Annotated in this window: 19 protein-coding genes and 2 pseudogenes; 4 read left to right on the plus strand and 17 right to left on the minus strand. The window is 62.6% G+C overall.

Features of this window, described 5'->3' with window-relative positions:
• Positions 1-8: 8 nt before the first annotated feature.
• Both AACP59_RS02285 and AACP59_RS02290 read left to right on the plus strand, forming a co-directional pair.
• Complete coding sequence (locus AACP59_RS02285) at positions 9-803, plus strand: 2,3-bisphosphoglycerate-dependent phosphoglycerate mutase (RefSeq protein ID WP_339349677.1); 795 nt, start codon at positions 9-11, stop codon at positions 801-803.
• A gap of 44 nt (positions 804-847) precedes the next feature.
• Positions 848-1771, plus strand: a complete 924-nt coding sequence (locus tag AACP59_RS02290) for a LysR family transcriptional regulator (RefSeq protein WP_297316830.1) — start codon at positions 848-850, stop codon at positions 1769-1771.
• Positions 1772-1901: 130 nt separating this feature from the next.
• Here AACP59_RS02290 and AACP59_RS02295 read toward each other — a convergent pair whose 3' ends face one another.
• The 11 genes from AACP59_RS02295 to AACP59_RS02345 form a co-directional block, all read right to left on the minus strand.
• A complete protein-coding gene (locus tag AACP59_RS02295; protein ID WP_339349679.1) occupies positions 1902-2846 on the minus strand; it encodes a DsbA family protein in 945 nt (314 codons plus the stop codon).
• A gap of 99 nt (positions 2847-2945) precedes the next feature.
• On the minus strand, positions 2946-3665 hold the full coding sequence (gene pyrE / locus AACP59_RS02300; RefSeq protein ID WP_339350069.1) for an orotate phosphoribosyltransferase: 720 nt from the start codon (positions 3663-3665) through the stop codon (positions 2946-2948).
• Positions 3662-4591, minus strand: a complete 930-nt coding sequence (locus tag AACP59_RS02305) for a dihydroorotate dehydrogenase (RefSeq protein WP_297316841.1) — start codon at positions 4589-4591, stop codon at positions 3662-3664. The genes pyrE and AACP59_RS02305 overlap by 4 nt, the downstream gene beginning before the upstream one ends.
• An 80-nt stretch (positions 4592-4671) precedes the next feature.
• Positions 4672-5502 (minus strand): dihydroorotate dehydrogenase electron transfer subunit, encoded by an 831-nt coding sequence (locus tag AACP59_RS02310; RefSeq protein ID WP_339349680.1) that lies wholly within the window; start codon positions 5500-5502, stop codon positions 4672-4674.
• Entirely contained in the window at positions 5499-6581 is a 1083-nt protein-coding gene (pyrF, locus tag AACP59_RS02315) for an orotidine-5'-phosphate decarboxylase (protein WP_339349681.1), read from the minus strand. Before pyrF ends, AACP59_RS02310 begins: the two co-directional genes overlap by 4 nt.
• Positions 6569-8017 carry a dihydroorotase gene (locus tag AACP59_RS02320; protein ID WP_339349682.1) on the minus strand — a complete coding sequence of 483 codons (1449 nt, stop codon included), beginning with the start codon at positions 8015-8017 and terminating at the stop codon, positions 6569-6571. The genes pyrF and AACP59_RS02320 overlap by 13 nt, the downstream gene beginning before the upstream one ends.
• A gap of 19 nt (positions 8018-8036) precedes the next feature.
• The gene (locus AACP59_RS02325) at positions 8037-8450 is read right to left on the minus strand and encodes an aspartate carbamoyltransferase regulatory subunit (RefSeq protein ID WP_297316835.1); all 414 of its coding nucleotides are present in this window, start codon (positions 8448-8450) and stop codon (positions 8037-8039) included.
• Complete coding sequence (pyrB, locus tag AACP59_RS02330) at positions 8447-9403, minus strand: aspartate carbamoyltransferase (protein ID WP_339350071.1); 957 nt, start codon at positions 9401-9403, stop codon at positions 8447-8449. Before pyrB ends, AACP59_RS02325 begins: the two co-directional genes overlap by 4 nt.
• Positions 9404-9560: 157 nt before the next feature.
• Positions 9561-12650, minus strand: a complete 3090-nt coding sequence (locus AACP59_RS02335) for a bifunctional [glutamine synthetase] adenylyltransferase/[glutamine synthetase]-adenylyl-L-tyrosine phosphorylase (RefSeq protein ID WP_297316837.1) — start codon at positions 12648-12650, stop codon at positions 9561-9563.
• Between the two features lie 117 nt (positions 12651-12767).
• Positions 12768-13058: a helix-turn-helix domain-containing protein gene (locus tag AACP59_RS02340; protein WP_366515886.1), complete on the minus strand. Its 291-nt coding sequence runs from the start codon at positions 13056-13058 to the stop codon at positions 12768-12770.
• Entirely contained in the window at positions 13045-13722 is a 678-nt protein-coding gene (locus tag AACP59_RS02345) for a hypothetical protein (RefSeq protein WP_297316838.1), read from the minus strand. Before AACP59_RS02345 ends, AACP59_RS02340 begins: the two co-directional genes overlap by 14 nt.
• A gap of 493 nt (positions 13723-14215) precedes the next feature.
• Here AACP59_RS02345 and AACP59_RS02350 point away from each other — a divergent pair.
• Positions 14216-14794: pseudogene (locus tag AACP59_RS02350) on the plus strand (ROK family protein); the annotation flags it as partial.
• Between the two features lie 75 nt (positions 14795-14869).
• Positions 14870-15694: pseudogene (locus AACP59_RS02355) on the plus strand (ATP-binding cassette domain-containing protein); the annotation flags it as partial.
• Between the two features lie 402 nt (positions 15695-16096).
• On the opposite strand, the gene metF reads toward AACP59_RS02355, so the two are convergent.
• The 6 genes from metF to AACP59_RS02385 all read right to left on the minus strand — a co-directional run bounded on the left by metF (position 16097) and on the right by AACP59_RS02385 (position 24963).
• Entirely contained in the window at positions 16097-16975 is an 879-nt protein-coding gene (gene metF / locus AACP59_RS02360; RefSeq protein ID WP_297316116.1) for a methylenetetrahydrofolate reductase [NAD(P)H], read from the minus strand.
• A 50-nt stretch (positions 16976-17025) separates the two neighbouring features.
• Positions 17026-19347 (minus strand): 5-methyltetrahydropteroyltriglutamate--homocysteine S-methyltransferase, encoded by a 2322-nt coding sequence (gene metE / locus AACP59_RS02365; RefSeq protein WP_339349685.1) that lies wholly within the window; start codon positions 19345-19347, stop codon positions 17026-17028.
• Between the two features lie 149 nt (positions 19348-19496).
• Positions 19497-20057, minus strand: coding sequence for a SixA phosphatase family protein (locus AACP59_RS02370; protein ID WP_297316114.1), 561 nt, complete (start codon positions 20055-20057; stop codon positions 19497-19499).
• 66 nt (positions 20058-20123) lie between these two features.
• Complete coding sequence (locus tag AACP59_RS02375) at positions 20124-21248, minus strand: tRNA (adenine-N1)-methyltransferase (RefSeq protein WP_297316113.1); 1125 nt, start codon at positions 21246-21248, stop codon at positions 20124-20126.
• Positions 21248-23200 (minus strand): ABC transporter ATP-binding protein, encoded by a 1953-nt coding sequence (locus AACP59_RS02380; RefSeq protein WP_297316112.1) that lies wholly within the window; start codon positions 23198-23200, stop codon positions 21248-21250. The genes AACP59_RS02375 and AACP59_RS02380 overlap by 1 nt, the downstream gene beginning before the upstream one ends.
• A complete protein-coding gene (locus tag AACP59_RS02385; protein ID WP_339349686.1) occupies positions 23200-24963 on the minus strand; it encodes an ABC transporter ATP-binding protein in 1764 nt (587 codons plus the stop codon). Before AACP59_RS02385 ends, AACP59_RS02380 begins: the two co-directional genes overlap by 1 nt.
• Positions 24964-25005: the final 42 nt, after the last annotated feature.

Consider the following 25005-nt stretch of genomic DNA (forward strand, 5'->3'; position numbering starts at 1 on the left):
GCCGGCTCATGGATGCCAGATTGATAGTGATGCGTCATGGTGAGAGCACTTGGACCCAGAAGTCAGTCAACCGTTTCGCGGGATGGGTCGATGTTCCCCTGACGGCCCGTGGTCGTGACCAGGCCGGACAGGCCGGCAGGCTCCTCTCCGAGGCCGGGCTCAGTCCCGATCTTATATTCACGTCCCTCCTCTCCAGGGCCATATGGACCGCCGATATCGTTCTGGACCTGATTGACCGGGCCTGGATTCCCGTGGAACGGACCTGGAGACTGAATGAACGGCACTACGGGGCCTTCCAGGGTGAGACCCGACCGGCCATGCTGGAGCGGTACGGAGAGGAAGAATTCCGGGCCTATCGACGTTCCTTCGATGTTCGGCCACCGGACATCGACCTCGCCTCCCCATACTTCCAGGGGGATGACCCCAGATATGCACCGACCATGCAGGACCACCTGGACACGTTTGACCCGGCGGGGATCAGGGCTGAATGCCTGAAGGACCTCCTGATCCGGCTGGAACCGTACTGGCGCGCCAGGATTGCCCCTGCGCTCCGGAATGGTGCCACGGTCCTGGTCGTCACGCATGGGTCCGTGGTCCGGGCCCTGATCAAGGAGTTGGAAGGGGTCGGCGACCAGGATATCGCCTCCATCAATGTGCCCACCGGGGTTCCCATGGTCTACGAATTCGGAACCGATGTCCGTGGTGAGCTACGCGTGAAGGGCGAGGGCCGGTACCTGGACCCACAGGCGGCCACCAAAGGCATGCAGGAGACAGCGGACCTGGGGCGGGGTGCCAAGGGGTGAGTCGGGTATTCCAGCCGTAACGGACCTGGTATAGATTTGGTGGCATGACACTGCTCCAGCTGCGCTATATCGTTAAAATCGTCGAATGCGGTTCCATGAACGAGGCCTCCCATGAGCTCTACATATCCCAGCCGGCCCTGAGTTCTTCGGTCAAGGAGCTGGAGAACGAACTGGGAATCGAAATCTTCACCCGCCACTCCCAGGGAATCGCCCTGACCGTTGACGGGGCTGAGTTCCTGACCTATGCGCGGCAGATCCTGGATCAGACCGACCTCCTCGAGGCCCGCTACAAGCAGGTCAAGCCCCGCAAGCAGCTTTGCCGGGTCTCCACCCAGCACTACATGTTCGCCGTCGAGGCCTTCGTGGAGATGATCAACTCGATCGACTCCGAGGAGTATGAGTTCACGATCAGGGAGACCAGGACGCGGGAAATCATCGACCAGGTGTCCACCCTCCAATCCGAAATAGGCATCATCTATGAGTCCGACTTCAACCGTCAGGTCCTTTCCAAGATGATGCGCGAGAAGCACCTGGACTTCCATCCCCTCTTCAAGGCGGATCTGCATGTCTTCCTTGCGCGTACCAACCCCCTGGCCAACCGGAGGGTCCTGACCATGAAGGACCTGGACCCCTATCCCTTCCTCCAGTACGAGCAAGGGGATGAGGGATCCTTCTACTTCGCCGAGGAGGCGGTCTGGCCGGACTATTCCCCCAAGCAGATCAACGTGACCGACAGGGCCACCATGCTCAACTTCATCGTTGGCCTCAACGCCTACACGGTCTGCACCGGCATCGACAACGAGGATCTGAACAACGAGAAGATCGTCAGTGTCCCCTTGGAATCGGACGAGTCGATGCTGCTGGGCTGGATCGTCAACAGCCGGACCAAGATATCACACGCGGCCGAGCTCTACCTGGACAAGCTGCGGGATGTGGTGGCCAACCATGGGTACTCCCTCATCGAGTAGGGGCAGCACTGACGGTACGTCATGACATTGGCCGGTCGGTCAAATCGCCGGAACGCAGAACCGGGGACGTCCATATACAGCCGGGCGCCCCGGTCCCTCTACCTCCGCGACCGGAGGTGGAGGATTGCGGTCAGAACGGGAGGGGGTTCCCCTCGGAGCCGATGGACGGAGTCGTTCCGCGCCTGCCCACCTGGGATGCGTCCAGACCTAGGGACTTGACCAGGGTCGAATCCAGGTGCCCCAGGCCTCCGGAAGTCTTGCCGGCAGCACTGATATCCCAATGACGGCCATTGATCAGGATGGTCGGAGTGGTGAATTCACCCTTGGAGTCCTTGGCGTCCTTTCGGGTGATGGTGTAATCGTTGACCTTCTTGACCCAGTCCTGGTAACGCCCATCGGCAAACCGGGCGGTGACGGATTCCGCCACACCTGCCTTTCCTGCCTGATCGGCCAGTTGCTGGTCGGTCACCGGCTTGTAGGACTCCTCATCGGGTTGGAAACCCTCCTCGAAGATTGCGGACTCAAAGGCCAGGAAATGGTCGGGGTCCTCTTCGGCCACAGTGGCCAAGGCGTTCCCCACCCGGGTCGAGTAGTGGTCGCTTGAGACCTTGTCCAGGAAGTTCAGGAAGGTGTAGGTCACGGTGATCTGTCCGGCCTCGACCATCTTCTCCAGCCTGGGGTCGATGACTCGTCCCACCTTCCCGCACCAGGGGCACATGGGATCCACGAAGACATGGACGATGGGGACCCCGGGCTCCTTCCTGCCCATTCCCTTGGCTGATATGGTCAGACCGCCCTCCTTGTCGGCCACGGAGGGCTTCACCTTGACGGCCTGGAGCTCCTCGTAGGCCTTCCTGCTGCCGGTCGGCCCCTGGGTCGGTGCTGCCTGGGATGCCCGGGCCTGGGCCTCCTTGTCGGCCTGACCCTTCCGGTGCCAGGAGAAGAGGCCGCCGGCCAGGACCGCCAGGACCGCAACCAGGGCGATTGCGGAGATGATGATGCTCCTGTTCTGCCTGCCGACGAGGGCCTGTGCCTGTTCGGGTTGTTCGTTCGGTTCCACTGGGTTCGTGTCCATAAGGTCCTTCGTTGTATGTCGGGACCCCGCCCGGGCGGGGTCACCCTGGTCAGGCCACCGGCCGGCGGCATGTTTTGACCTGCACCAATCTACACCAGGTCAGGCCCCGTATCTGGCCAGGTAGTCCTTGGCGGCCGATGCCACCCGATCATCCAGGAGGGGCCGGCCCCGGTCGTCTTTCATGGTGCCTGCAGCCTGGAAGATCTGATAGACGTTGACGATGCTCAGCACGGGGAAGTGGAATTCCTCCATGATTGATTCCACGGCCGATCCACTCCCCTGCCCGGTCTTTTCCATCCGGTCCACGGAAAGGACCAGACCCACGATCTCAACCTTGGCTTGGGAGAGGATCTTGGGAACCACCTGGCGGACAGCCGTGCCGGCGGTCATGACATCGTCGACCAGGAGGACCCGCATGCCGTCGTGGAGCTGGGTGCCGACCATAAGGCCGCCGTCACCATGGTCCTTGACCTCCTTGCGGTCGAAGGTGTATCCCAGGTTCATGTCGTGGGCGCCACCCAGGGCTATGGCGGTTGAAACGGCCAGGGGGATCCCTTTATAGGCCGGTCCGAAGACCGTGTCGATGTCTGGCGGGAGGGTCCCCGCCCTGACGGCCTGGACGATGGTCCTGGCGTAGAACTCCCCCAGGAGGGCGATCCCGGGCCCGTCGTTGAAGGCGCCGGCGTTGATGAAGTATGGTGAGCGCCTTCCGGACTTCAGGGTGAAGTCCCCGAACTTCAAGGCCCCGCTTTCCAGGAGGAAGCGGGTGAACCCCTGTTGGAGGTCGTTCGAACTGTTGGTTGAGGAATCCTTGTTCATTTCCATGTCTTTCCTTGAGCGAGCAGGTCGGCCAACTCCGGTCGGGAGTCCAGGAGGTCATCCAGTTCCCGGGCCACCCGGACCGGGGCGACCGGGTCCAGGAGGGCGGCTGCCCCCACCTCCACGGCGTTGGCGCCGGCGTAGAGGAACTCCAGCGCCTTCTCGCCGGAGTCGATGCCGCCGATGCCGATGATGGGGATGTCGGGGAGGGCCTTGCGGACCCTCCAGACGAATCCCAGGGCTATGGGGAAGACGCAGGGGCCCGAGACCCCACCGGTCTCCTGGGCCAGGATGGGCTCCCCCGTGGTGATGTCGATGCGCATGCCGACCAGGGTGTTGATCAGGCTGAGGGCGTCGGCCCCGCCCTCCACACTGGCCTGGGCCACGGCAACGATGTCGGTGACGTTGGGGGTCAGTTTGACGACCATGGGCTTGTCGGTCATGCCGCGCAGGCGGTGGATCAGCCGGTTCAGGGCCTTCGGGTCGGTTCCCACCGACATGCCCCCGTGGGAGACGTTGGGGCAGGAGACGTTGATCTCCAGCATGTCAGCCGGGGAATCGGCCAGGCGCTCGACCACCTGGGCGTAGTCGTCATCGCTGTGCCCCGCAACGTTGGTGACCACCGTGGCACCCAGGGATTTGAGTCTGGGGAGTTCATCGACCAGGTAGCGGTCGACGCCGGGGTTCTGCAGACCAACCGAATTGACCATCCCCGCAGGGGTCTCGGCCGTCCTGGGCGAGGGGTTGCCCTCCCAGGGGATGGGAGATACGCCCTTGGTTCCTATGGCCCCCATATCGGCCACATCATAGTAATCCTGGCAGGCATCCAGGTTGAAGGTGCCGGAGGCGGTGCCCACAGGGTTCTTCCAGGGAACCCCGGCCACGACCGTGCCATGCTTCCAGGAATGGGGCTCCAGGGGATCCATTCCCAGAGCGGGGTTCTGATTGGTTGATGCGTCCTGCTCCCCATCCATGACCGTTCCGCCTTTCTCCATGGTCTCGTCCATCAGCGCCCGCCATCCTTCCAGACCAGGTCCTGGGCCCGGAAGACCGGACCGTCCTTGCAGACCTTGAGACGTCCATTGACGGTATCCACCACACAGGCCACACAGGTGCCGTATCCGCATCCCATCCTGGACTCCATGCAACACTGGGTGGGGATGGACCGCTTGCCGGCCCAGAAGGCCACGGCCTCCATCATCGGGGTGGGGCCACAGGTGAGTATGACCGTATTCGAGGGGTCAATGCCTGATTCGACCCCATCAAGAAGGGTGATGACATCACCATGGTCATTGCTTATGGACCGCAGATCGTCCACCAGGCGTTCCACTATCCGATCGGCGAAGTGGAGGTTGCGGTAGCCGAGGAGGGCGGTCGATTGGGCACCCTCCATTCCCCGGATGGCCTGTGCCGCCCTGATCAGGGGTGGAACGCCGAGTCCCCCGCCGACCAGGATGTAATGTGCGGCACCGCCCAGGTCGAACCCCTTGCCGAGGGGACCAAGAAGGTCGACGGAATCGCCGGGACGCAGCTCGGAGAATTCACGGGTTCCCTTCCCCACCACCCCGAAGATGACCTCGATCTGACCGCCGTCCAAGACCCTGCTGATGCCCAGGGGGCGAGGAAGGAGGGTCATGGAATCAGCAGGATACAGGTTGACGAAGGAGCCCGGATGGGCCTCCTGGGCCGCGAAAGGGTCCTTGATGGTCATCCGCCAGACATCCCGATCCAGGGCCTCCATCCCGGTGATCATGTCGGTGCGCCGCCCGGGTCGACGGCCGGCCCTTCGGGCTCGGTCGATCACCGGTTCCGTGGTCGTGAAGACTGCCTGACTCATCTGTTCTCCTTCAGTGCTTGGTTCAGATCGTCCTTCATGGCTTGTGTCGCCCGTCTGGCGGCATCGGTCACCAGGCGTAGGGCCGCTGGCAGACTCAGGGCCGGCGTGTAGGCCTGGTCCTTCCTCCAGGCGGCGATGATGCCCCTGGAGGAGTTGACGATGGCCCCCCTCCCCTCGGCGTCGAACATGGGGACCACATCCCGGGCGGACCCTCCCTGGGCGCCGTACCCGGGTACCAGGAAGAAGGTGTGGGGCATGGCCCGTCGGAGGGTGGACCCGGCCTGGGGATGGGTGGCGCCGACCACGGCGCCCAGTCGGGAGTATCCGTAACCGCCATGCGAGGCCGCACCCCAGTCCTCCACCATGCCCGCCAGGTGTTCGAAGAGCATACCCCCGTCAGTGCTGTCCCCGCTTACCTGGAGCTCCTGGATCTGCTTGGAGGAGGGATTGGAGGTGTGTACCAGGACGAAGAGGTCACCATCGGCCTCCTGGGCCGCCTGGATGAAGGGGTCCAACCCGTCACTGCCCAGATAGGGGTTGACGGTGATGGCATCCTCATACCAGGGGAAGCCATGCACCTGCATCGATCTGGTACGGCCCTGCCGCCGGCTCCCACCCTCCCGCCTGGCTTCCTCCCAGGTGAGAGGCAGTCCGGAAAGGTGGGCCGCGTAGGCCGAGGCCGTGGATCCTATATCCCCGCGCTTGATGTCACCGATGACGTAGAGTCCCCTGTCGGCCGCCGCCCGGCAGGTGCCGGTATAGGCCTCGACGCCCGAGGGTCCCAGGGCCTCGTACATGGCGATCTGTGGCTTGACGGCAGGAACCAGGTCGGAAACCCCGGCAATGACGGCCAGGTTGAACTCCAGATAGGCCCGGGCCAGGTGATGGGCCCATATGGCCTGGACCTGGTCGTCTCTCGAGCCGGCATCGTCATCCGGAATGCCGGCCGCGGCCAGGCTCTGCCTGGTCCCATCACGGGCCTGATCGATGAGCTGTCCGGGGATGAGCTCAGGACGGGGGTCCAGGCCGACCACGGTGGGGTTCCCCTTCTCTTTGATGAGTTCAATCAGTCTGTCCACACTTGTCTCCCCTCCCTGGAATGGGTTTGCCGCCAATCGACCCGGTCCGCCCTGATACGGGAGAAGACCAGGTCGGAGTCCTTTATGGTGGCCCGGACCTGTCCCCTCACCTTCCAATCCTGGAAGGGGGTGTTCCTGGCCTTGGAATGGAAGCGGTCGGCGTCCACCGTCCATTCGCCCGTCGGATCCAGGATGACCAGTCCGGCATTGTCCGTTCCTGTCAGATCGATCGTGGAGTCTTCCCGGGGCATATCCTCGATCCTGGTGACCCTGGTACCCAGGAGGTCGGCGGGGGCCAGGCTCATGAGCTCGATCAGGCGCCGGTGGGAAATCAGTCCGGATTCCACCAGGGCCTGGTTGCAGACGGCATAGGCTGTTTCCAGGCCGATGATCCCGTTGGGGGCTTTGTCCAACCCACCGGCCTTGTCATCGGCGGCATGGGGTGCATGGTCGGTGGCGATCATGTCGACGGTACCGTCGGCAACGGCCCGGAGGGTGGCTTCCTGGTCCCTTCTGGACCTGAGTGGTGGGTTCATCTTGGCCATGGTGCCCAGCCTGAGTACGTCCTCGTCGCAGAGCGCCAGGTAGTGCGGCGCCGTCTCGCAGGTGACCGGCAGGCCCTCCTCCTTGGCCTGGCGAATGGCCTGGAAGGCCCCGGCCGTGCTGACATGCTGGAGGTGGACCCTGGTGCCGGTCCTCCGTGCCAGGTCGATGTCGCGCTGGACGATGGCCAGCTCTGTCGAGGCGGGGACCCCGGGCAGGCCGAGCTGTCGGCTGACCGGTCCCTCGTTGATGAAGCCGGAGTCGTGATGTTCACAGTGGTCGAGGATGGGCAGACCTGCATCCCGTGCCGCCTTGGCCACAGCCTCCAGGGTCCGGTCGGTTACAGCCGACCCGTCGTCGCTGATGGCCAGGACGGGATGGGCGGCTGCACCGGGGTTGGTCCGGGAGGCCCGGCCGGAGGGCAGGTAGATCCTCCAATCATCGGGATTGGAGGGCACCTGCCCGGCCCGATCCTTGGAGGCGGCCACACAGAGGGCGTAGTGAACGGGCAGTGGTCTACCCAGGTCCCCCTCGAAATCCTGGAGATACTCAATGACGGTGCGCCCGTCATCCATCCGGGCCCACCCGTCCATGGCCGGCTCGGTGTTGGGCAGGATCAGGACCTGGCCATATCCACCGGCAGCGGCCGCTGCGCACCCGGTGACCATGTCCTCCTTCTCGACCTGCCCCGGATCGCGGAAGTGGACGTGGGGATCCTGGAAGGCCGGAGCGAGGACCATGCCGGTCAGGTCGATTGTGCAGGTCGACGGGGCCCCTGATTCCTTCAGGGCACCGGTCTCGTCAATCAGCTCCCGGGAGGGATCACAGTCCAGGACCAGGTCGACCTGATGACCGGTCCGCCACAGTCGCAGACCCTGGAAACGTATCCTCATGCCCCAGCCCCTTCGGTCCTCAGAGTTCGGCTTTCTCGTCGCAGTAGTCGCAGCGGTAGACCCCGGAGTCATCCAGGTGGAAGCACTGGTCCGCCCCACGCTCCACGGAGGTGACACAGCGGGGATTGACGCAGGAGATGACGTTGACCAGGTGGACGGGCCTGTCGGGCTTGTGCTTGCTGACAATGTGGCCCTGGCGGACCATGTCGACCGTTGCCTGGGGGGCGATGAAACCCAGGGCCGTCAGGTCCAGGTCATCGCTCTCCTCGATCTTGATGATGTCCTTGCGGCCGTACTTGTGGCTGTCCGTGTTCATGATCAGGGCCAGACGGGTGCTGGTCGGATCCACGTGCAGATAATGCAGGACCTTCAGGGCCGTACCCGACTGGACATGATCGATGATGATGCCGTCGACGATGCTGGTGACCTTCATGCCTGCACCTCCTTCCTGACTTGGTAGCCGGGCAGTTCATCACCAAGGAGGGCGCTCTCCAGGGCCATTCTGACCAGCATCCCGTTGCGGACCTGTTCGAAGTAGGCGGCACGGGGGTCCTGGTCCACGCCGGCGGTGATTTCGCTGACCCTGGGCAGAGGGTGGAGGATGGCCATGTCCGGCCTGGCTGCCTTCAGCTTCTCCTCGTCGAGGATGTAGGTGTCGCGCAGGCGGAGGTAGTCATCTTCATTGAAGAAGCGCTCCTTCTGGACCCTGGTCATGTAGAGGATGTCCAGATCGCCGATGACCTCGCCCAGGTCGCTGGTCTCCCGGTAGGTGCAGGTCGGGGAGGCGTCGATGCGTTCCAGGATGTACTCCGGGGTCTTCAACTCGTCGGGGCTGATCAGGACGAAGTCGACCTGGCCCAGCCGGCACAGGGTGGAGATCAAGGAGTGGACGGTCCGCCCGAAGGTCAGGTCACCGCACATACCGATGGTCAGGTTGGTCAACCGGCCCTTCCTGGCGCGGATGGTGGCCAGGTCGGTCAGGGTCTGGGTGGGGTGCATGTGGCCGCCGTCGCCGGCGTTGATGACCGGGACCGAGGCGGCGCGGGAGGCCACCAGGGCCGCCCCCTCCTTGGGATGCCGCATGGCGACGATGTCGGCGTAGTTGGAGACGGTCTTCAGGGTGTCGCTGATGGACTCCCCCTTGGAGACACTGGCCAGCTGGGCCCCGGCGAACCCGATGACCTGGCCGCCAAGACGGAGCATGGCCGTCTCGAAGCTCAGACGGGTTCGGGTGCTGGGCTCGTAGAAGAGGGTGGCCAGGACCCGGCCGTCGCAGGTGTGGGCCACCTCACGCCGGTGGGAGTCGATATAGGCCGCCCTGTCCAGGAGGTCCTTGATCTGTGGCAGCGAGATGTCGTCAAGGGTGACGAGGCTGCGTCCCTGCAAGGACCTGGAGGAAACATGATTTGGGAAAACCGATTCCGTGGAGGGGACTTCCCCCGAATGACGATCAAACTGTTCAGACAACGGCTCACCTTCCTAAAAGGTGGCCACCTTGTGTGACCTGAACAATCATAATCCGCCCCTGGGACCATCAGACGGATCAATGTCCGTAGAAGAGACGCTCCATGACCTCCCGGCAGCGACGCATGGCGGCCAGGAGCTCATTGGCGAACCGCTGCCCGCGGTGGGCCGGATACCCCAGGTAGACGGCGATTCCTCCCAGGACATTGCCGTCATCCGGAAGGATGTCGGCCTGGGTGATCCTGCCCGACCAGAGGAAGTTGCCATTCCTGGCGGCCGTGCACAGGGTCCAGCTTTTCCTCAGGACCTCTGCATCATCATGGCCGATCAGGTCGGCTTCCTCCAAGGCAATCAGGGCCGGCAGGGTGGAGGTGACCCTGAGTCCGGGGCAGTCATGGGCATGACGGAGTTGGAGAAGCTGGACCGTCCACTCCACATCGGATAGGCCCCCCTTGCCCAGTTTCAGGTGACGGTCACGTCGAACGCCCCGCGGCAGGCGCTCGGCCTCCATCCTGGCCTTGAGTTTGCGAATCTCCCCCACCTGGTCCTCGCTCAGGGGTTGATCGGGATAGCGCAGGGGATCGGCGATGGTTTCCAGGAATTCTTTGGCCAGGTCGGGGTCGCCGGCCGCAGGACGCGCCCGGATCAGTGCCTGGTGCTCCCAGGTGGATGACCAGGATTGGTAATACTCGCGGCAGGATTCCAGTGACCTCACCAGTGGTCCGTTCCTTCCCTCGGGGCGCAGGTCGAGGTCCAGGTCGATCCTGGGTTCCAGACTCAGGGAGCCCCCCAGAACCGAGCGAAGGTCGGTCACAACATCCTGGGCGAAGCCGCCGGCCGCCTGGTCTTCTGCTCCCGGAGCAGGCCGGTAGATCAGGATGGCATCGGCATCCGAGTTGAAGTTCACATCACGACCGCCGTAGCGCCCCATGGCGATGAGGGCCAGACTGGCCGGTGCCGTCTCCAGTGAGGATTCCTCGAGACGACGCTCCACGGCCCAGTCCAGGCTGGTCCCGATGGCCGCATCATAGACATCGGCCATGCCGGTCAGACACTGGGCCTGGTCGTTGACCTCACTCATCCAACCCAGGCCTATGCGTTCGATCTCTTGACGACGCATGGCCCTGATGGCCGAGGCGAAATCGCAGGCCTGGTCGGCGTGACGAACCCGGTAGGACCTGCACCGGCCATCAAGCGAGTCCAGACTTCTGGGTTTCAGGTCATCGTCCCGCCCCAACCAGGTGACGGACTGGACCGACTTGGCCAGGGCACCGGAAAGGTAGCGCGAATTCGACAGGACATGGCAGAGCCGTCTGGCGGCAGAGGTGGAGTCCCTGAGAAATCCCAGGTAGGTGCTCTTGCCCCCGAAGCGTTCCTCCAGGGTCCTCCAACCCAGAAGTCCCATATCAGGGTCCTGACCCTCCCCCAGCCAGTTCAGGACGGCCGGCATAAGGATCCTGTTGATCCGGGCAGACCGTGAAACGCCACTGGTGAGAGCCTCCACGTGACGTATCGCGGCATCGGGGTCGGCAAACCCGATGGAGACGAAGCGTTCCCGCGCCGCATCGGGTCGAAGGCTGACCTCGTCCTCATCCACCTGCGCGTTGATCGGAAGCATGGGACGGAAGTAGATGGCCTGATGGAGCTGACGAACCTGAATCCGTGTGGCTTCGTACCTGTCAAGCAACTGGTCGGCATGAAGACCAAAGGCACGGGCGAGCCGTCTCAGGTCGGGATTCCCCTCCAGCTCATTGAGCCCCGGGCGCTGGCGGTGCCTGGACGTCCCCTGGCCGATGTCGGGAAAAAGATGGGTGCGACGAAGTTGCCACATCTGCAGACGGTGCTCCATGACCCGCTCGAATCGGTAGTCCTCGTCAAGCGCCTCACCGTGCTTCTGGGAGATGTACCCACCTGCGGCAAGGGCGGCCAGAGCCTGAAGGGTCGATGGGGTCCGCAGGTTCCGGTCATTGGGACCGTGGACGAGCTGGAGCATCTGGACGGTGAACTCCACGTCTCGCAGACCACCCTGGCCCAGCTTGATCTCCCGATCCCTGAGTTTTTCAGGTATGTTCCGTTCCACTCTGGCCCGCATGGCCTGGCAATCATAGACGAAGTTCCTGCGTTGGGATGCCCCCCAGACGAACTGTTGGGCCATGTCGTGGTATGCGGATCCCAGCACGGCATCGCCGGCGACCGGTCGTGCCTTCAACAGTGCTTGGAACTCCCAGCTTTCTGCCCAGGACCGGTAGTAGTCGGCATGGGCCTCCAGACGACGCACCAGGGGCCCGTCCTTCCCCTCGGGCCGCAGGGCGGTATCAACCTTCCACAGAGGCGGTTCGGCGGATCCGGGAATGATGGACTGGCAGATCTTCTGCAGGAGGATGGCGATCTTGGTGCCGATGCCGATCAGGTCCTGATCGGCAGTCTCTCCGGATGGTTCAACTACGTAGATCAGGTCGACGTCGGACACGTAATTCAGTTCCCTGGCGCCCAGTTTGCCCATGCCGATGACGGAGAAACGGCAATGCTCCGACGATGGAACCTGCTTCCTGGCAATGGCCAGCGCCCCCTCCAGGGTGGCCTCGGCAAGATCCGACAGGGACAGGCTGATCTCCGGTTGCACGGTTTCTGGATCCGCGGCGGCCAGGTCGCGAGCCATGATCGCGACCAGCTGCATCCGATATTCGGCACGAAGGGCATCGACCTCTCCGGCCAGGGTCCCTTTCCCTGCCGGTTCGGCCCCTTCGGCATCCAGTGCCTTGGCGATCCTGTCTTTTCGGACCTGAAGAGGGCAGTCGCTCAGACGAAAGGGATCACAGGCCGCTGTCTCGACCAGGGCGGGGCGCGAGCGCATCAATCTTCCCATGGCCTCGGAAGCCCCCAGGACACGAACGAGTGACCTGATGGCAGGGCAGGTTGAATCGGACTGTCCTCGCAAAAAGTCCGGTGGTCCACCGCAGGAGCGTTGGTCAAGGATCATCATCAAGGAGGACAGGGCGACATCCGGATCGCAGACCGATTCCAGGGCGTCGATCAGGGCATTTTTGATCCGCCCGTCCAGACCCAACCCGTCCAGGCGGATCAGATCGACCCTGGCCCGATCCAGATCCTGCAGACCCAGCCGGATCAAGTCCGATGTCTTGAGCTGCTGATGCCCATCTTCCGCCATGCCGCCTCCACCCGATATTCGTAAGGAGATCCCCGTGTCATTATAGGTGACAATCCAAACCGGTCGCCGGAGTCAAGGAGCCAGGCGGACGCTACGGCCTGCTCCTCGATGCATGTCCTACCTGATGCTCTCGTCTCCATGTTCCACCGGTCGGTATTCCAGGATATCCCCCGGCTGGCAGTGCAGTTCCCGACAAATACCGGCCAGGGTGGAGAAGCGAATGGCCGAGACCCGGTTGTTCTTGATCTTGGACAGGTTGACCGGAGTGATGCCCACCCTGGCGGCCAGCTCCTTTAAGGTCATCCGCCGCTCCGCTATGATCCTGTCCAGCCTCAGGACGATCCGACCCGATGGAATGTGTTCCGTGCACTGAGAGGGTCCGGCCTTCTCCTGTTCAGATGAGACCATCATCCTCCCTCTGCAGCGTGATTCCGTATGCAAGAATCCGAGCCAGGGCGTAGACGACGATAGCGGCCAAAACCAACAGCGCAACGACCGTAAAGTTGTCTTCCATAGTGATGTGAATCGGGCTTTCGTATCCGGCAAGGCCGGATTCCCGCATCGGCCCGTACCGATCGGCGGAGGCCCCTGTGGCCATATACTCGGCATTTGCTTCCATGAACCCTTCAGCAAATCCAATGGCCATGGGCACGCCTGAAAAAATCACGGCCAGAGCGACCAGACAGCGGCCCATGCCATGGAGGTGATGCAGGTTGGCCTGGTTGAAGGGGGTCACGGGTGTGTGCTCCTCATCATCGGATTGTGCATAGGTCGACATGGCGGCAAGGTCATGGAAGAACGATGCCAGCAGGACCAATATGATGGCGGCAAGAAGATAGGAGATTACCGCCTGGATCCGGATACCGGACCCGTTCGACCGTGTAACGTTCAGCCCTACGCTATAGACGTTGGGCAGGAGGGCATCGGTACACCCCAGCAACCTGAGGGGCAGATTGGACCAGGGAAGAACGGTCGTTCCCACAACGACAACAAGTGCCCCTGCCCAGTGCAGGTACTCCAGACCACGCGTCAGATTGTGCAGAAAACGATCCATCGGCTGCGGTTTGTACATGTCGGCCTCCTCGTCATCGAATATAGAAGCAACGCAATGTCAGTGACAGTATAACATATCGTTTATCGATATACGATCATTGGGATACGAGACATGCAGCGAGCGGTCTTCATCAATTCACGACACGAACCTACCCGAATCCGCGACAATTCGAACCCGGTGACCGTTCAAATGGATCAACGACCACGGCCCCCGACCCCCTCCTCCCCGCGTTCAAACGGGCGTGGCATCCGTGCCGCACCCATCCATACCCGACGAAACGGGAAGACGGCTATGTGTGCCCTGGGATCCTCGCGAACGATTCAACAGGCGCTCCGGTCTCCGCCGGACCATTTCACCGCAGGACATACCGGGGACCGTCCACACCGCCGAACCACGGCTGGGGTCCACTGCGGCACCATCGTGGTGTTCCATAGGGGTATCATTCGATTGCTCCTGGACGAGGACCGTGATCCCCCAGCTCCATGAAGATGCCCGAACCGGTCATTCCCGTATCAACGTCGACAATGATGCAAACTACGCAGCAATGGCCGAATTGCGGATGGGGGCGGCTGTCGGAAAGCGCCACTTCGTTTACATTCACGCCAATGATGGGGTCGGGGCGGGCATCATCATCAACGGCGAGCTCTGGCGGGGAACGACAGGACTGGCCGGTGAGATAGGCCATGTCCAGGTTGATCCCCTCGGAGACATCTGCATCTGCGGCAACAGGGGCTGTCTGAACACGGTTGTGGATGAGAGCCGGCTGGTCTCCCTGCTGAGCGTGACCCACGGCACCATGACCTTGGAGGACCTGGTCGCCAACGTCAAACAGGGTGACCCAGGTTGCAGGCGTATCGTCGCCGATGCAGCCATCCGCATCGGCAACGTGGTCGCCGACCTATGCAATGCCGTTGATCCACAGGTTGTCGTTCTTGGTGGCATACTCGGTACTACAGGTTCGGTCTTTCTGGACCCACTCCAGGAGACCCTGCAGCGCATGCTTTTCCCAGACGCCATGGTGCCCATGGAGGTTCTGTCCGCCCACTATCCGATTACCGGGCCAGCACTGGGTGCGGCTATGATGGCAGTCCGAGCACATCGCCGTGTCCTCGCAATCCGCAGGCCAGACATCATAGAGGAGGTGGCCGATTTGAGTGACGTCACGCCATTGATGGAGATGTGCGGCATCTCAGTCAAATTCGGATTCATTCATGCCTTGAAACAGGTAAGTCTCAGCGTTCGGCGCCGTGAGGTCCTGGCCATAGTCGGCGACAACGGAGCCGGGAAGTCCACCATGATCAAAATCATGTCAGGACTTCTCCATCCCGATTCCGGCACCCTGCGCTGGCAAGGTGAGACGGTTGCCATACCCTCCATCCGTGCAGCCGCACAGATGGGGGTTGCGGTTGTCTTCCAGGGTCAGGATTTTTGTGACAACCTGGATGTATCCGCCAACCTCTTCCTGGGCAAGGAACTGCGGGACAAACACCTGTGCAGGGATGACGAGACCATGAAGGGGCGGACCCGGCAGGTCCTTCAGTCTCTCTCATCGGTCATCCGTGTCGGTCAGCCCATGGCCTCCCTTTCCCTGGGGCAGAAGCAGACCGTGTCCATTGCCAGGACTCTCCTGGACAACCCTGAGTTGATACTCCTCGACGAACCAACTTCCTCACTCTCCGTCATGCAGTCCGCCGAGGTGCTCAACTACATCAAGCGGATGCGCTCCGAGGGGCAGAGCATCGTCATGGTGTGCCACGACCTGCCCGATGTATTTGCCGTGGCCGATAGAATAGCCGTCATGCGGCAGGGGCGTCTGGTAGGCATACTGGAAACCTCGAAGACCTCTTACGAGACGATTGTCGCACTGATTTCAGGCATCGACCCGGAAGATGTCATGAACGAAACTGAACGAATCAACGCCATGGCCAATGCTCAGGCCCGTGTTCACGCCTTGAGGGGCACACGGGCAATCAGCCTGGACGCGGTCTGAAGGGAGCCCGGCTTGTCGCCTACGGACCTTGCCGTCATCATAGGATGCGGAATTCTGGCCTTTCTGGTGGGATTCTTCTTCGGTCTGCTGCCGATGATGAACGACCGTATGACACCCGATCAGAGAACATGGTCGCAGGTGGCATCCCTGATCGGCATAGGCCTGGCGGTCGTTCCCATCCTCCTTGGCCAGGATGCGGCATCCTGGGTGGCCATTGGAGGCATGGTTGCGGGAATTCTGGTCGGCATCATTCCGGCGATCAAGAGGACCATGCAGACTCGGTTCACATGGTTGCGGCCCCGACAGGGATCAAGCACGGGAAAACCAAACGAAGAACACTCACCCAAAAGGAAGTCATCCCAGAGCGGGACATCTCGAGATAACCCATCCGAAGGTGGCAAATCACACGGGAAGCACTGAGTTGCCTTCCTGCTTAGTTGTCTTGAAGAGGTGATGGACGTTGTGCCAGATGCGGCGGGTGACGCCGGACTGGTTCATCGAGTAAAGATGGATTCCGTCCACACCCTGGGAGACCAGATCGGCGATCTGCTGAGAGGCATAGATGATTCCTGCCTCGCGCAGGCTGGTCCGGTCATCGCCCCACTTGGTCAGGATGGTCTCCACCGCAGGCGGGATCTTCGCCGCACAGACCTCGCTCATGTGACGTACCTGACCCACGTTGGTGATGGGCATGATGCCCGCCTCGATCGGCACGTCGATTCCGGTGGCCCTGGCCCTGGCCAGGAAGTCGGCGAAGTCGTCATTGTCATAGAAGAGCTGAGAAATCAGATGAGTTGCCCCGGCATCGACCTTGATCTTCAGGTTGTCCAGGTCTGCCTGGGGTGATGATGCCTCGGGATGGGTCTCCGGGTAGCATGCTCCGAAGATGGTCATGTTTGGGCGCTTGGCATGGATGTAGGCCACCAGGTCGCTGGCATGGTCGAACACGCCGGCCGGGGTCCTCCCCTCCACGCTGTCGCCGCGCAGGGGAAGCACGGCGGCCACACCCGCCTTGTCGAACATATCCAGGGCCTGGTCGACGATCTCCTGGTCGGCATACTGGGCCGTGAGGTGGGCCACGGCGGGAATGCCGTACTCGGTATGGATGGTCCTGGCTATCCGGGCCGTGGCCGTCCGGTCGGACTGCTTGCCCGTGCCATATGTGACGGATATGAAGTCGGGCATGAGCCCCTCCAGGCCATCCAGGGTGTCGTAGATGGTTCCCACCGGTGCATCTCGCTTGGGCGGGAAGACTTCCAGGGAGAATATGGGCTCATGCATGATGGATCATCTCTGTTTCTGCCGGCTGTGGGGGCCGCCGACCGCCATTGTCAGTGCTGCGCCGAGAGTTCGTCCCTGACCTGTCGGGCTGCGGCGACCATGTGCTCCAGGCTGGGCCAGGTTTCCTCGTTGCCACGGGTCTTGAGCCCGCAGTCGGGGTTGATCCAGACCTTGCCGGCATCCAGCTTGTCTAGGATGGCATGGATCCGCTCGACGATCTCCTCCCGGGAGGGGATGCGGGGCGAGTGGATGTCGTAGACCCCGGGACCCGCCTCGGTTTCGAAGTGGGCCTCCTGGATGGCATCCAGGACCGTCAGATCCGACCGGGAGGCCTCGAAGGAGATGACGTCGGCATCCATGGCATCGATGTCCTTGATGATGTCATTGAACTCCGAGTAGCACATATGGGTGTGGATCTGGGTGGTCGGCTTGACGGCCGAGTGGACCAGCCGGAAGGCGGGCACTGCCCAATCAAGGTACCTGGTGTGCCAATCGGAGCGCCGGAGGGGCAGCTTCTCGCGGAGGGCGGCCTCGTCGATCTGGATGACCCTGATTCCTGCGGCCTCCAGGTCCAGGACCTCGTCACGGATGGCCAGGGCCAGCTGTTGGGTCTGCTCTTGGTGGGAGATGTCCTCACGGGGCCAGGACCAGTTCAGAATGGTGACCGGGCCGGTCAGCATGCCCTTGACCACATGCTTGGTCCGGGACTGGGCGTAGGAGCTCCAGCGGACGGTGATGGGCCTGGCTCGGGATACGTCGCCCCAGACGATGGGGGGCTTGACGCAACGGGTGCCATAGGACTGGACCCAGGCGTTCTTGGTGAAGAGGTACCCGTTCAGGTTCTGACCGAAGTACTCGACCATGTCGTTGCGCTCAAACTCTCCATGGACCAGTACGTCCAGGCCGATCCGCTCCTGGTGGTCGATGACCTGGTCGATCTGGGAGGCGATGAACTGGTCGTACTCCTCCTGACCGATCTCCTTCTTGCGCAGCTTGGCGCGATAGGACCGCACTTCGGCCGTCTGGGGGAAGGAGCCTATGGTCGTGGTCGGCAGGGTCGGCAGACCGAGTTCATCGGCCTGGATCCGCTGCCGCTCCGCCCTGTCGGGTTGGCGGACGAAGTCCTGGTCATCCAGGGCGGCCAGACGACTGGATACAGCCTGATCACGCTCCACCCTGGTCCCGTCGAAGAGGCGCTGGTTGTCGGCCAGGGCCCGGGAGGACTTCTTCCCCGCCTCATCGGTGTCTGCCAGGACAGCCAGATCGCGCAACTCTCCCAGTTTCTCGACGGCGAAGGCGAAGTGCGGACGGACGGTCTGTGCGTCCAGCCCATCCTCATTGGCAACGGTGAAAGGCACATGGAGGAGGGAGGAGGCCGTGGAGACGACCACATCCGGGGTGAGCTGACGGACCGCGTCCAGGATGCCCAGGCTGACCGCATAATTGTTGCGCCAGATGTTGCGACCATTGACCAGCCCCGCGAAGACCATGGTCCCATGGCTCACGCCCGACCTCTTCAAGGCGGCCAGGTTCTCGTCACACCCCTCGACCAGGTCCAGGCCGATGCCGTCGAAGGCCAGCTCGTTGATCTGGTCCAGGCAGTCGCCCACATGGCCGAAGTAGGTCTGAAGGAGGACCTTCACGCTCCCCTTTCCACCCTGGCGGGCGGGTAGGATGCCCTGGTAAAGGGTCCTGAAGAGATCCAGGTCGCCATCCTCCTTGTCCAGGACCAGATAAGGTTCGTCCAGCTGGACCCATCCCGCCCCCAGGTCGGCGAAGCGACGGATGATGTCGGCATAGGCCTGGGCCAGGGAGGCGACCAGGTCCTGTCCGGGCTCGAACTTCTCGCCCTCGGGGCCGCGGGCCAGCTTGAGGAAGGTGTAGGGGCCGATCAGGACGGGCTTGGTGATGATGCCCAGGTCCTTGGCCTCCTGGAACTCATCGAAGGGCTTGGTTCCGGTCAGCTCGAGCCGGGTATCCGCGTCGATCTCGGGGACCAGGTAATGGTAGTTCGTCGTGAACCACTTCTTCATGGGCTGTGCTGTCACGTCGCCCTGGTCGCCCTGGTATCCACGGCCCATGGCAAAGAGCGTGTCCTCGGGGCCCAGGCCCAGGTCGCGGTAGCGGCGGGGCACCGCGTTGAGGAGGATGGCGGTATCCAGCATCTGATCGTAGTAGCTGAAGTCGTTGCTGGGAATCAGGTCGATGCCGGCCTCCCGCTGGAGCCTCCAGTGATCGGCACGGAGGGTGCGGGCCGTCTCCTTGACCTGGTCCAGGTCAAGCCTCCCCTTCCAATAGCCTTCGATGGCCTTCTTGAGTTCCCGTTGAGCGCCGATGCGCGGGAATCCGATCACGGATGTGCTGGCTGACATGAAACCTCCCGGATGATGGTGATACCTCAGGTCAGGTTAGCAGTGCCCGCCGTTACCGGGTAATCGGCAGGGGTAAGGTGTCGCTATAAATTCAATTGATACCCCTCCTGATTGCCGACGGGAGAAGGGCTTGTGGCAGGGCGACCGCATCACTTGGAGAAGTCGTGCGGCGCCAGGATCCCCAGAAGCCGGGCCGTGTGGGTCTCCCACTGGTTGAAGGGCTTTTCGGAACCGAATACGACCAGATTCGCCGGTGAAAGCCCCAGGTTGAGGAGGTCCAGAAGATCGGGGTCGGATTCCGGCTTGGCCAGCCACTGGCTGCAGATGGACATGATGGGCTCGTGCCCGATGATCATGAGTCGGTGCTGCCCGGGCCCGGTCTGGGCCAGCTGGTCGAAAACGGCCTGCATACCCGACTCGTAGAGGTCCTCGCGATAGTCCACCTCGGGGCCGTCCCCCAGGGGCTTGAGCATCCTGTCCAGGGTCTGACGGGCGCGTCGGGCCCCGGAACAGACGATTCTGTCTGGCACCAGATCGTATCGAACCAGACCCTTGCCCACCTTCCGGGCCTGCTTGAGCCCCTTCTCGGTCAACTGCCGGTTCCGGTCCCCATCGGGTGCGTCCGATTCGGTCTTGGCATGGCGCATCAGCATCAACGTATAGGTGCACTTGCCTGCGTGCTTGGTGATCTTTTTTATGTTGACACCCATACCGAGTCCTTTCTCCGATGGGAGGGTCGGTTAGCGAAGAGGCCATCCCCTCCCATTATGGCAGATTCAGCCCCTCGTTTCTCCACGGTCTTCTGGAGTCGTGCTGTTCCGGTCGATGGTCCCTATCTCCCTGTCCAGATCACGCAGGACCCTGCGCAGTTTCCGATCCGAGATGTCCCTGAGCTTCAGGGATTCCAGGTCCTGGTTCCCACCAGACCCGGCAACCATCTGGTCGATGTCGGTGGTGTAGTCCTTGGTGGCCCGGATCTTCCTGTGGAGGGCCTCCTGGCCGGGGGCCATGGCCCTGCTGGTCACCAGGAAGCCGGTGTGGCCGATCATCTGGTGCTCGGGACGAACCGCCAGACCGTCGGCCTTCCAGGAACGTTCCATGGTCTCCTGAATCTCCGGCTCGGTCCAGTGCCCGCTCTTGCGTAGGGCCTCCACCATCCGGCTCATCTGGGTGGTGGTGGTGATGTAGGCGGTGATGACCCCGCCCGGGGCCACCACCCGATAGGCGGAGTCCAACCTGTTCCAGGGGTCCAGCATGTCCAGGACGATCCGGTCGAAGTACCCTTCGGCCAGTTCGACCGATCTGGTGTCAAAGTCCCCGACCAGGAGGTTCCACCAGGCGGGGCGGCCGCCGTAATAGACGGTGGCGTTGCCCATGGCCACACGGGCGAATTCCGGCCGGGCCTCGATGCTGGTCAGGGACCCCTCCGGTCCGACGGCATCAAGGAGGCCCAGGCTCATGGCCCCGGAACCCGCGCCGGATTCCAGGACGCGCATCCCCTGACGGATGTCGCCCAGGGAGATGACCTGGGCGATGTCCTTGGGGTACATGATCTGGGCACCCCGGGGCATGGAGAGGATGAAGTCCTCCATACGGGGTCGCATGACCGTATACTGCCAGCCGCCGACGGCCCGGGCCGACTTCCAGGGCTTGGCCCGGTCTCGTTCCAACGGTCCGCTTGCATCAGGCTCGGCATCAGTATGGAGGCCATGCCAGGCTTTGGCTGATATGGAGGTGATGACGGAACCCTCAGGCAGGCCGACCATGGCCTCATGGGGCAGGAATCCCCGATCGGTCTGGGTCACCCCACCCGGGGTGAGCATGACGGTGAGCAGGCGACCCTTCCGGTCGGTCAGCTGCACACGCTCCCCATAGGCCAGCGGTCCGCGTCGTACCCCCATCAGTCCTCCTCGTCTCCCTTGATGAACTGGGAATTGTAGAGGGAGGCGTAGGCGCCGCCCTTCTCCAGGAGCTGGTCGTGGGTTCCCTGTTCTATGACCGAACCGTGGTTGACCACCAGGATCAGATCGGCGTCACGAATGGTGGAGAGGCGGTGCGCGATGACGAAACTGGTCCTGCCCGACCGGAGGGTGTTCATGGCCTGCTGGACCAGGAGCTCGGTACGGGTATCCACCGAGGAAGTGGCCTCGTCCAGAATCAGGATGTCCGGATCGGAAAGGAAGGCCCTGCAGATGGTCATCAGCTGACGCTCCCCCTGGCTAAGTTCACTGCTGTCCTCGTTCAGGACCGTGTCGTAGCCCTGGGGGAGCTTCCTGATGAACTCGTCCACATGGGTGGCCTTGGCCCCCTCGATCATCTGCCTGTCGGGGATGGTCTTCCCCTCGTCCAGACCGTAGAGGAGGTTGTCTCGGACCGTGCCATCGAAGAGCCAGGTGTCCTGGAGGACCATGCCGAAGTGGCTGCGGAGCTCGTGGCGGCTGACCCTGGAGGTGTCGACCCCGTCGATGGTGATCTTCCCGCCCTGAATCTCGTAGAAGCGCATCAGGAGGTTGACCAGGGTCGTCTTGCCTGCGCCGGTCGGACCGACGATGGCGATGGTCTGCCCTGGTCTGGCTTCTATGTTCAGGTCCTTGATCAGGGGCTCCTTGGGATCATAGGAGAAACGGACGTGGTCGAAGCGGACGTGACCCTGGATGCGGCCATCGTCCCCCTGACCCAGGTGGTCGGGATGCTCAGGGTCCGGACGCTCCTCGGGCTCGTCAAGGAATTCGAAGACCCGCCGACAGGAGGCCAGGGAGGACTGGAGCATGGTTCCCATGGAGGCCAGCTGGCCGATGGGCTGGGAGGCCTGACGGGTGTACTGGGTGAAGGCCTGGAGACCACCCAGGCTCATGGTCCCGTCCAGCACGTGCACACCGCCGATGATGACCACCACGACGAAGCTCAGGTTCCCGAAGAAGGTCGACATGGGGGTGACCAGGGCCGAGAAGAAGGAGGCCTTGAAGGAGGCCTGGTAGAGTTCCTGGTTCTTCTCCTCGAATTCCGCCTCGGCCGCCTTCTGATGACCGAAGGCCCTGACCACCGTGTGGCCGGAGAACATCTCCTCCACATGGCTGTTGACCTGGCCGGTCCGCATCCACTGACGGGTGAACTGGGGCTGGGTCTGCTTGAGGATGATGCCTGCACACAGGGCCATGACCGGAATGATGATGAAGGCGATCAGGGTCAGCAGGGGCGATATGGTCAGCATCATGATGAAGGCGCCGATGATGGAGAAGACCGAGAAGAGGAGCTCGCCAAGGATCTCCTGGAGGGTACCCGAGATGTTGTCGATGTCGTTGGTCGTTCGGCTCATGACCTCACCGCGGGGGGTCCGGTCGAAGTATTCGAGCGGAAGGCGGTCCATCTTGTCTTCAATCTGGCGGCGCATGGTATAGACCGCGTCGGAGACCAGCCTGGTCATCAGGAAGTTCTGGACCAGACGGACCAGGATGGAGATCACATAGATGCAACCCACGAAAAACAGTATGCGCGCGAAGCGGTTCCAGTCGATCCCCACACCCACCTGGACATCCATGGAGGCGATCATCTGGGCGAACTTGTTCTGCCCCTTGGCCTCCAGGTAGGAGACGACCGCCTCCTTGGGGGTGCCGGGCTTGGCGCCCAGCTTGACCAGCATGGATCCCAGGATGCCCTCGAAGAGAACGTTGGTGGCCTGCCCCATGATCTTGGGGCCGATGACGATCATGGCCACGGCGGTCATGCCGGCCAGGACCATGACAATGACCCTCCAGGGGCTGGCCAGGAGGTACCGGACCAGGCGCTTGACGGTGTGCCTGCGCTCGCCCTTCCGCAGTACCGGGGCCATGGACCTGTCGATTTCCTCCGCCATTACTCGGCCCTCCCTTCGCCGATACTGAGTTCCTCCACGTCAGGACCCTGGCCACCCTGGGATTCGACGATCTCCTGGTAGGTGGTGCAGGTCTGCATGAGCTGGTCATGGGTGCCCCGGCCGACTATCCGGCCCCTGTCCAGGACCAGGATCTGGTCGGCGGTCCTGATTGAAGCGGCCCGCTGAGCGACAACAACCTGTGTCGCTTCGCGGGTGACGGGGCCCAGGGCCCGGTGGAGGGCCCGGTCCGTGGTCATGTCCAGGGCCGAGAAGGAGTCGTCGAAGGTGTAGATGCGGGGGTTGCGCAGGATGGCTCTGGCCATGCAGAGACGCTGCTTCTGCCCGCCGGAGTAGTTGGTTCCGCCCTCGGCCACGGGGGCGTCCAGCCCGGCCGGATTCTCCTTGATGAAGTCCTCGGCCTGGGCGATGCGCAGGGCCTGCCAGATCCTATCGTCATCGGCCTTGGGGTTGCCATAGAGCATGTTGCTGCGTATGGTCCCGGTGAAGAGGGTGGCCTTCTGGGGAACGGGGCCGAAAAGGGATGCGAGCTGATCGGGATCGTACTCACGCACATCGTGCCCATCGACCAGGACCTGCCCACCGGTCGCGTCGAACATCCTGCTGGCCAGGCGGACGATGGTGGACTTCCCCGATCCGGTGGCCCCGATGATGGCCGTGGTGGTACCGGGCTTGGCCTCGAAGGAAATGCCGCTGAGCACGGGGTCCTCGGCACCCGGGTATGAGAAGTCCACCTGCCGGAACTCCAGAAATCCCTTCGCATCCGTGGGGCGGTAAGGGTTTTCCGGGGCCCGAATCTCGCTCCTTGCCCCCAGCACCTCGTTGATCCTCCTGGCGGCCACTGCGGCGCGCGGCAGCATGACCGACATCATGGCGGCCATCATCAGGCCGGATAGGATGATCATCAGGTATTGGATGAAGGCCTGAAGGGCGCCGATCTGCATCCCTCCCGAGTCGATCCGCTTCCCCCCGAACCACATGATGGCGATATTGGAGAGGTTGAGCAGGAACCAGAGGAGGGGAACCATCATGCTCATCAGGCGACCGGTGGAGATCAGGACATCGTAGACGTCCTTGTTGGCCTTGTCGAATCGCCGGGCCTCGGTCTTCTCCCGAACAAAGGCCCTGATGACCCGTACGCCGGAAATCTGCTCGCGAACCAGGCGGTTGACCGAATCGAGCATGTTCTGCATTTTGGAGAAGAGAGGGCCCATCTGCCGCAGGAGGACGAATGCGATGATCAAAATCACGGGGACGATGACGGCCAGGGACCAGGTCAGGGGGCCGTCCTGACGCAGGGCCAGGATCAGTCCGCCGATGAGCATGACCGGTGCCTGGAGGATGATCATCAGCGTCTGCATGGTGGTCATCTGCATCTGCTGGACATCGTTGGTGGTACGGGTGATCAGTGAGCCTGCGGAGAAGCGCTCGATCTCGTTCAGGCTGAAGCCCTCCACCGAGGAGAAGAGGTCGCGACGCAACTCGTATCCCATCCGCATGGCCAGACGGGTTGCACAGTAGACGGCCACTATATTGGCGAGGATCTGGAGGGTCGTGATCCCCATCATCTCCCAACCGATGCGGTAGATGGCATCCTGGTCACCGACGGCCACGCCCTTGTCGATGATGTCGGCCTGGAGGTTGGGGAGGTAGAGGTTGAGTGCGGTCTGCGCAACCTGGAAGAGCACCAGCACCAGCACCTGCATCCAGTAGGGTTTCAAGTAGCGGGTCCAAATCTTGATCACTTCGACATCCTTCTGAGCATGCGCTGTCCCTGGCGCTTTCAG

This window comes from Bifidobacterium indicum, assembly GCF_036987015.1.
GTDB lineage: Bacteria > Actinomycetota > Actinomycetes > Actinomycetales > Bifidobacteriaceae > Bombiscardovia > Bombiscardovia indica.

Coding starts and splice junctions, on each gene's coding strand:
- AACP59_RS02290 (WP_297316830.1), top strand. CDS start 848: ATGACACTGCTCCAGCTGCGCTATATCGTTAAAATCGTCGAATGCGGT.
- AACP59_RS02295 (WP_339349679.1), bottom strand. CDS start 2,846: ATGGACACGAACCCAGTGGAACCGAACGAACAACCCGAACAGGCACAG.
- AACP59_RS02285 (WP_339349677.1), top strand. CDS start 9: ATGGATGCCAGATTGATAGTGATGCGTCATGGTGAGAGCACTTGGACC.
- AACP59_RS02310 (WP_339349680.1), bottom strand. CDS start 5,502: ATGAGTCAGGCAGTCTTCACGACCACGGAACCGGTGATCGACCGAGCC.
- AACP59_RS02370 (WP_297316114.1), bottom strand. CDS start 20,057: ATGGGTGTCAACATAAAAAAGATCACCAAGCACGCAGGCAAGTGCACC.
- AACP59_RS02320 (WP_339349682.1), bottom strand. CDS start 8,017: ATGAGGATACGTTTCCAGGGTCTGCGACTGTGGCGGACCGGTCATCAG.
- AACP59_RS02305 (WP_297316841.1), bottom strand. CDS start 4,591: ATGGATCCCCTGGAGCCCCATTCCTGGAAGCATGGCACGGTCGTGGCC.
- metF (WP_297316116.1), bottom strand. CDS start 16,975: ATGCATGAGCCCATATTCTCCCTGGAAGTCTTCCCGCCCAAGCGAGAT.
- AACP59_RS02340 (WP_366515886.1), bottom strand. CDS start 13,058: ATGGTCTCATCTGAACAGGAGAAGGCCGGACCCTCTCAGTGCACGGAA.
- AACP59_RS02375 (WP_297316113.1), bottom strand. CDS start 21,248: ATGGGGGTACGACGCGGACCGCTGGCCTATGGGGAGCGTGTGCAGCTG.
- AACP59_RS02335 (WP_297316837.1), bottom strand. CDS start 12,650: ATGGCGGAAGATGGGCATCAGCAGCTCAAGACATCGGACTTGATCCGG.
- pyrE (WP_339350069.1), bottom strand. CDS start 3,665: ATGAACAAGGATTCCTCAACCAACAGTTCGAACGACCTCCAACAGGGG.
- AACP59_RS02325 (WP_297316835.1), bottom strand. CDS start 8,450: ATGAAGGTCACCAGCATCGTCGACGGCATCATCATCGATCATGTCCAG.
- AACP59_RS02345 (WP_297316838.1), bottom strand. CDS start 13,722: ATGTACAAACCGCAGCCGATGGATCGTTTTCTGCACAATCTGACGCGT.
- metE (WP_339349685.1), bottom strand. CDS start 19,347: ATGTCAGCCAGCACATCCGTGATCGGATTCCCGCGCATCGGCGCTCAA.
- AACP59_RS02380 (WP_297316112.1), bottom strand. CDS start 23,200: ATGGCGGAGGAAATCGACAGGTCCATGGCCCCGGTACTGCGGAAGGGC.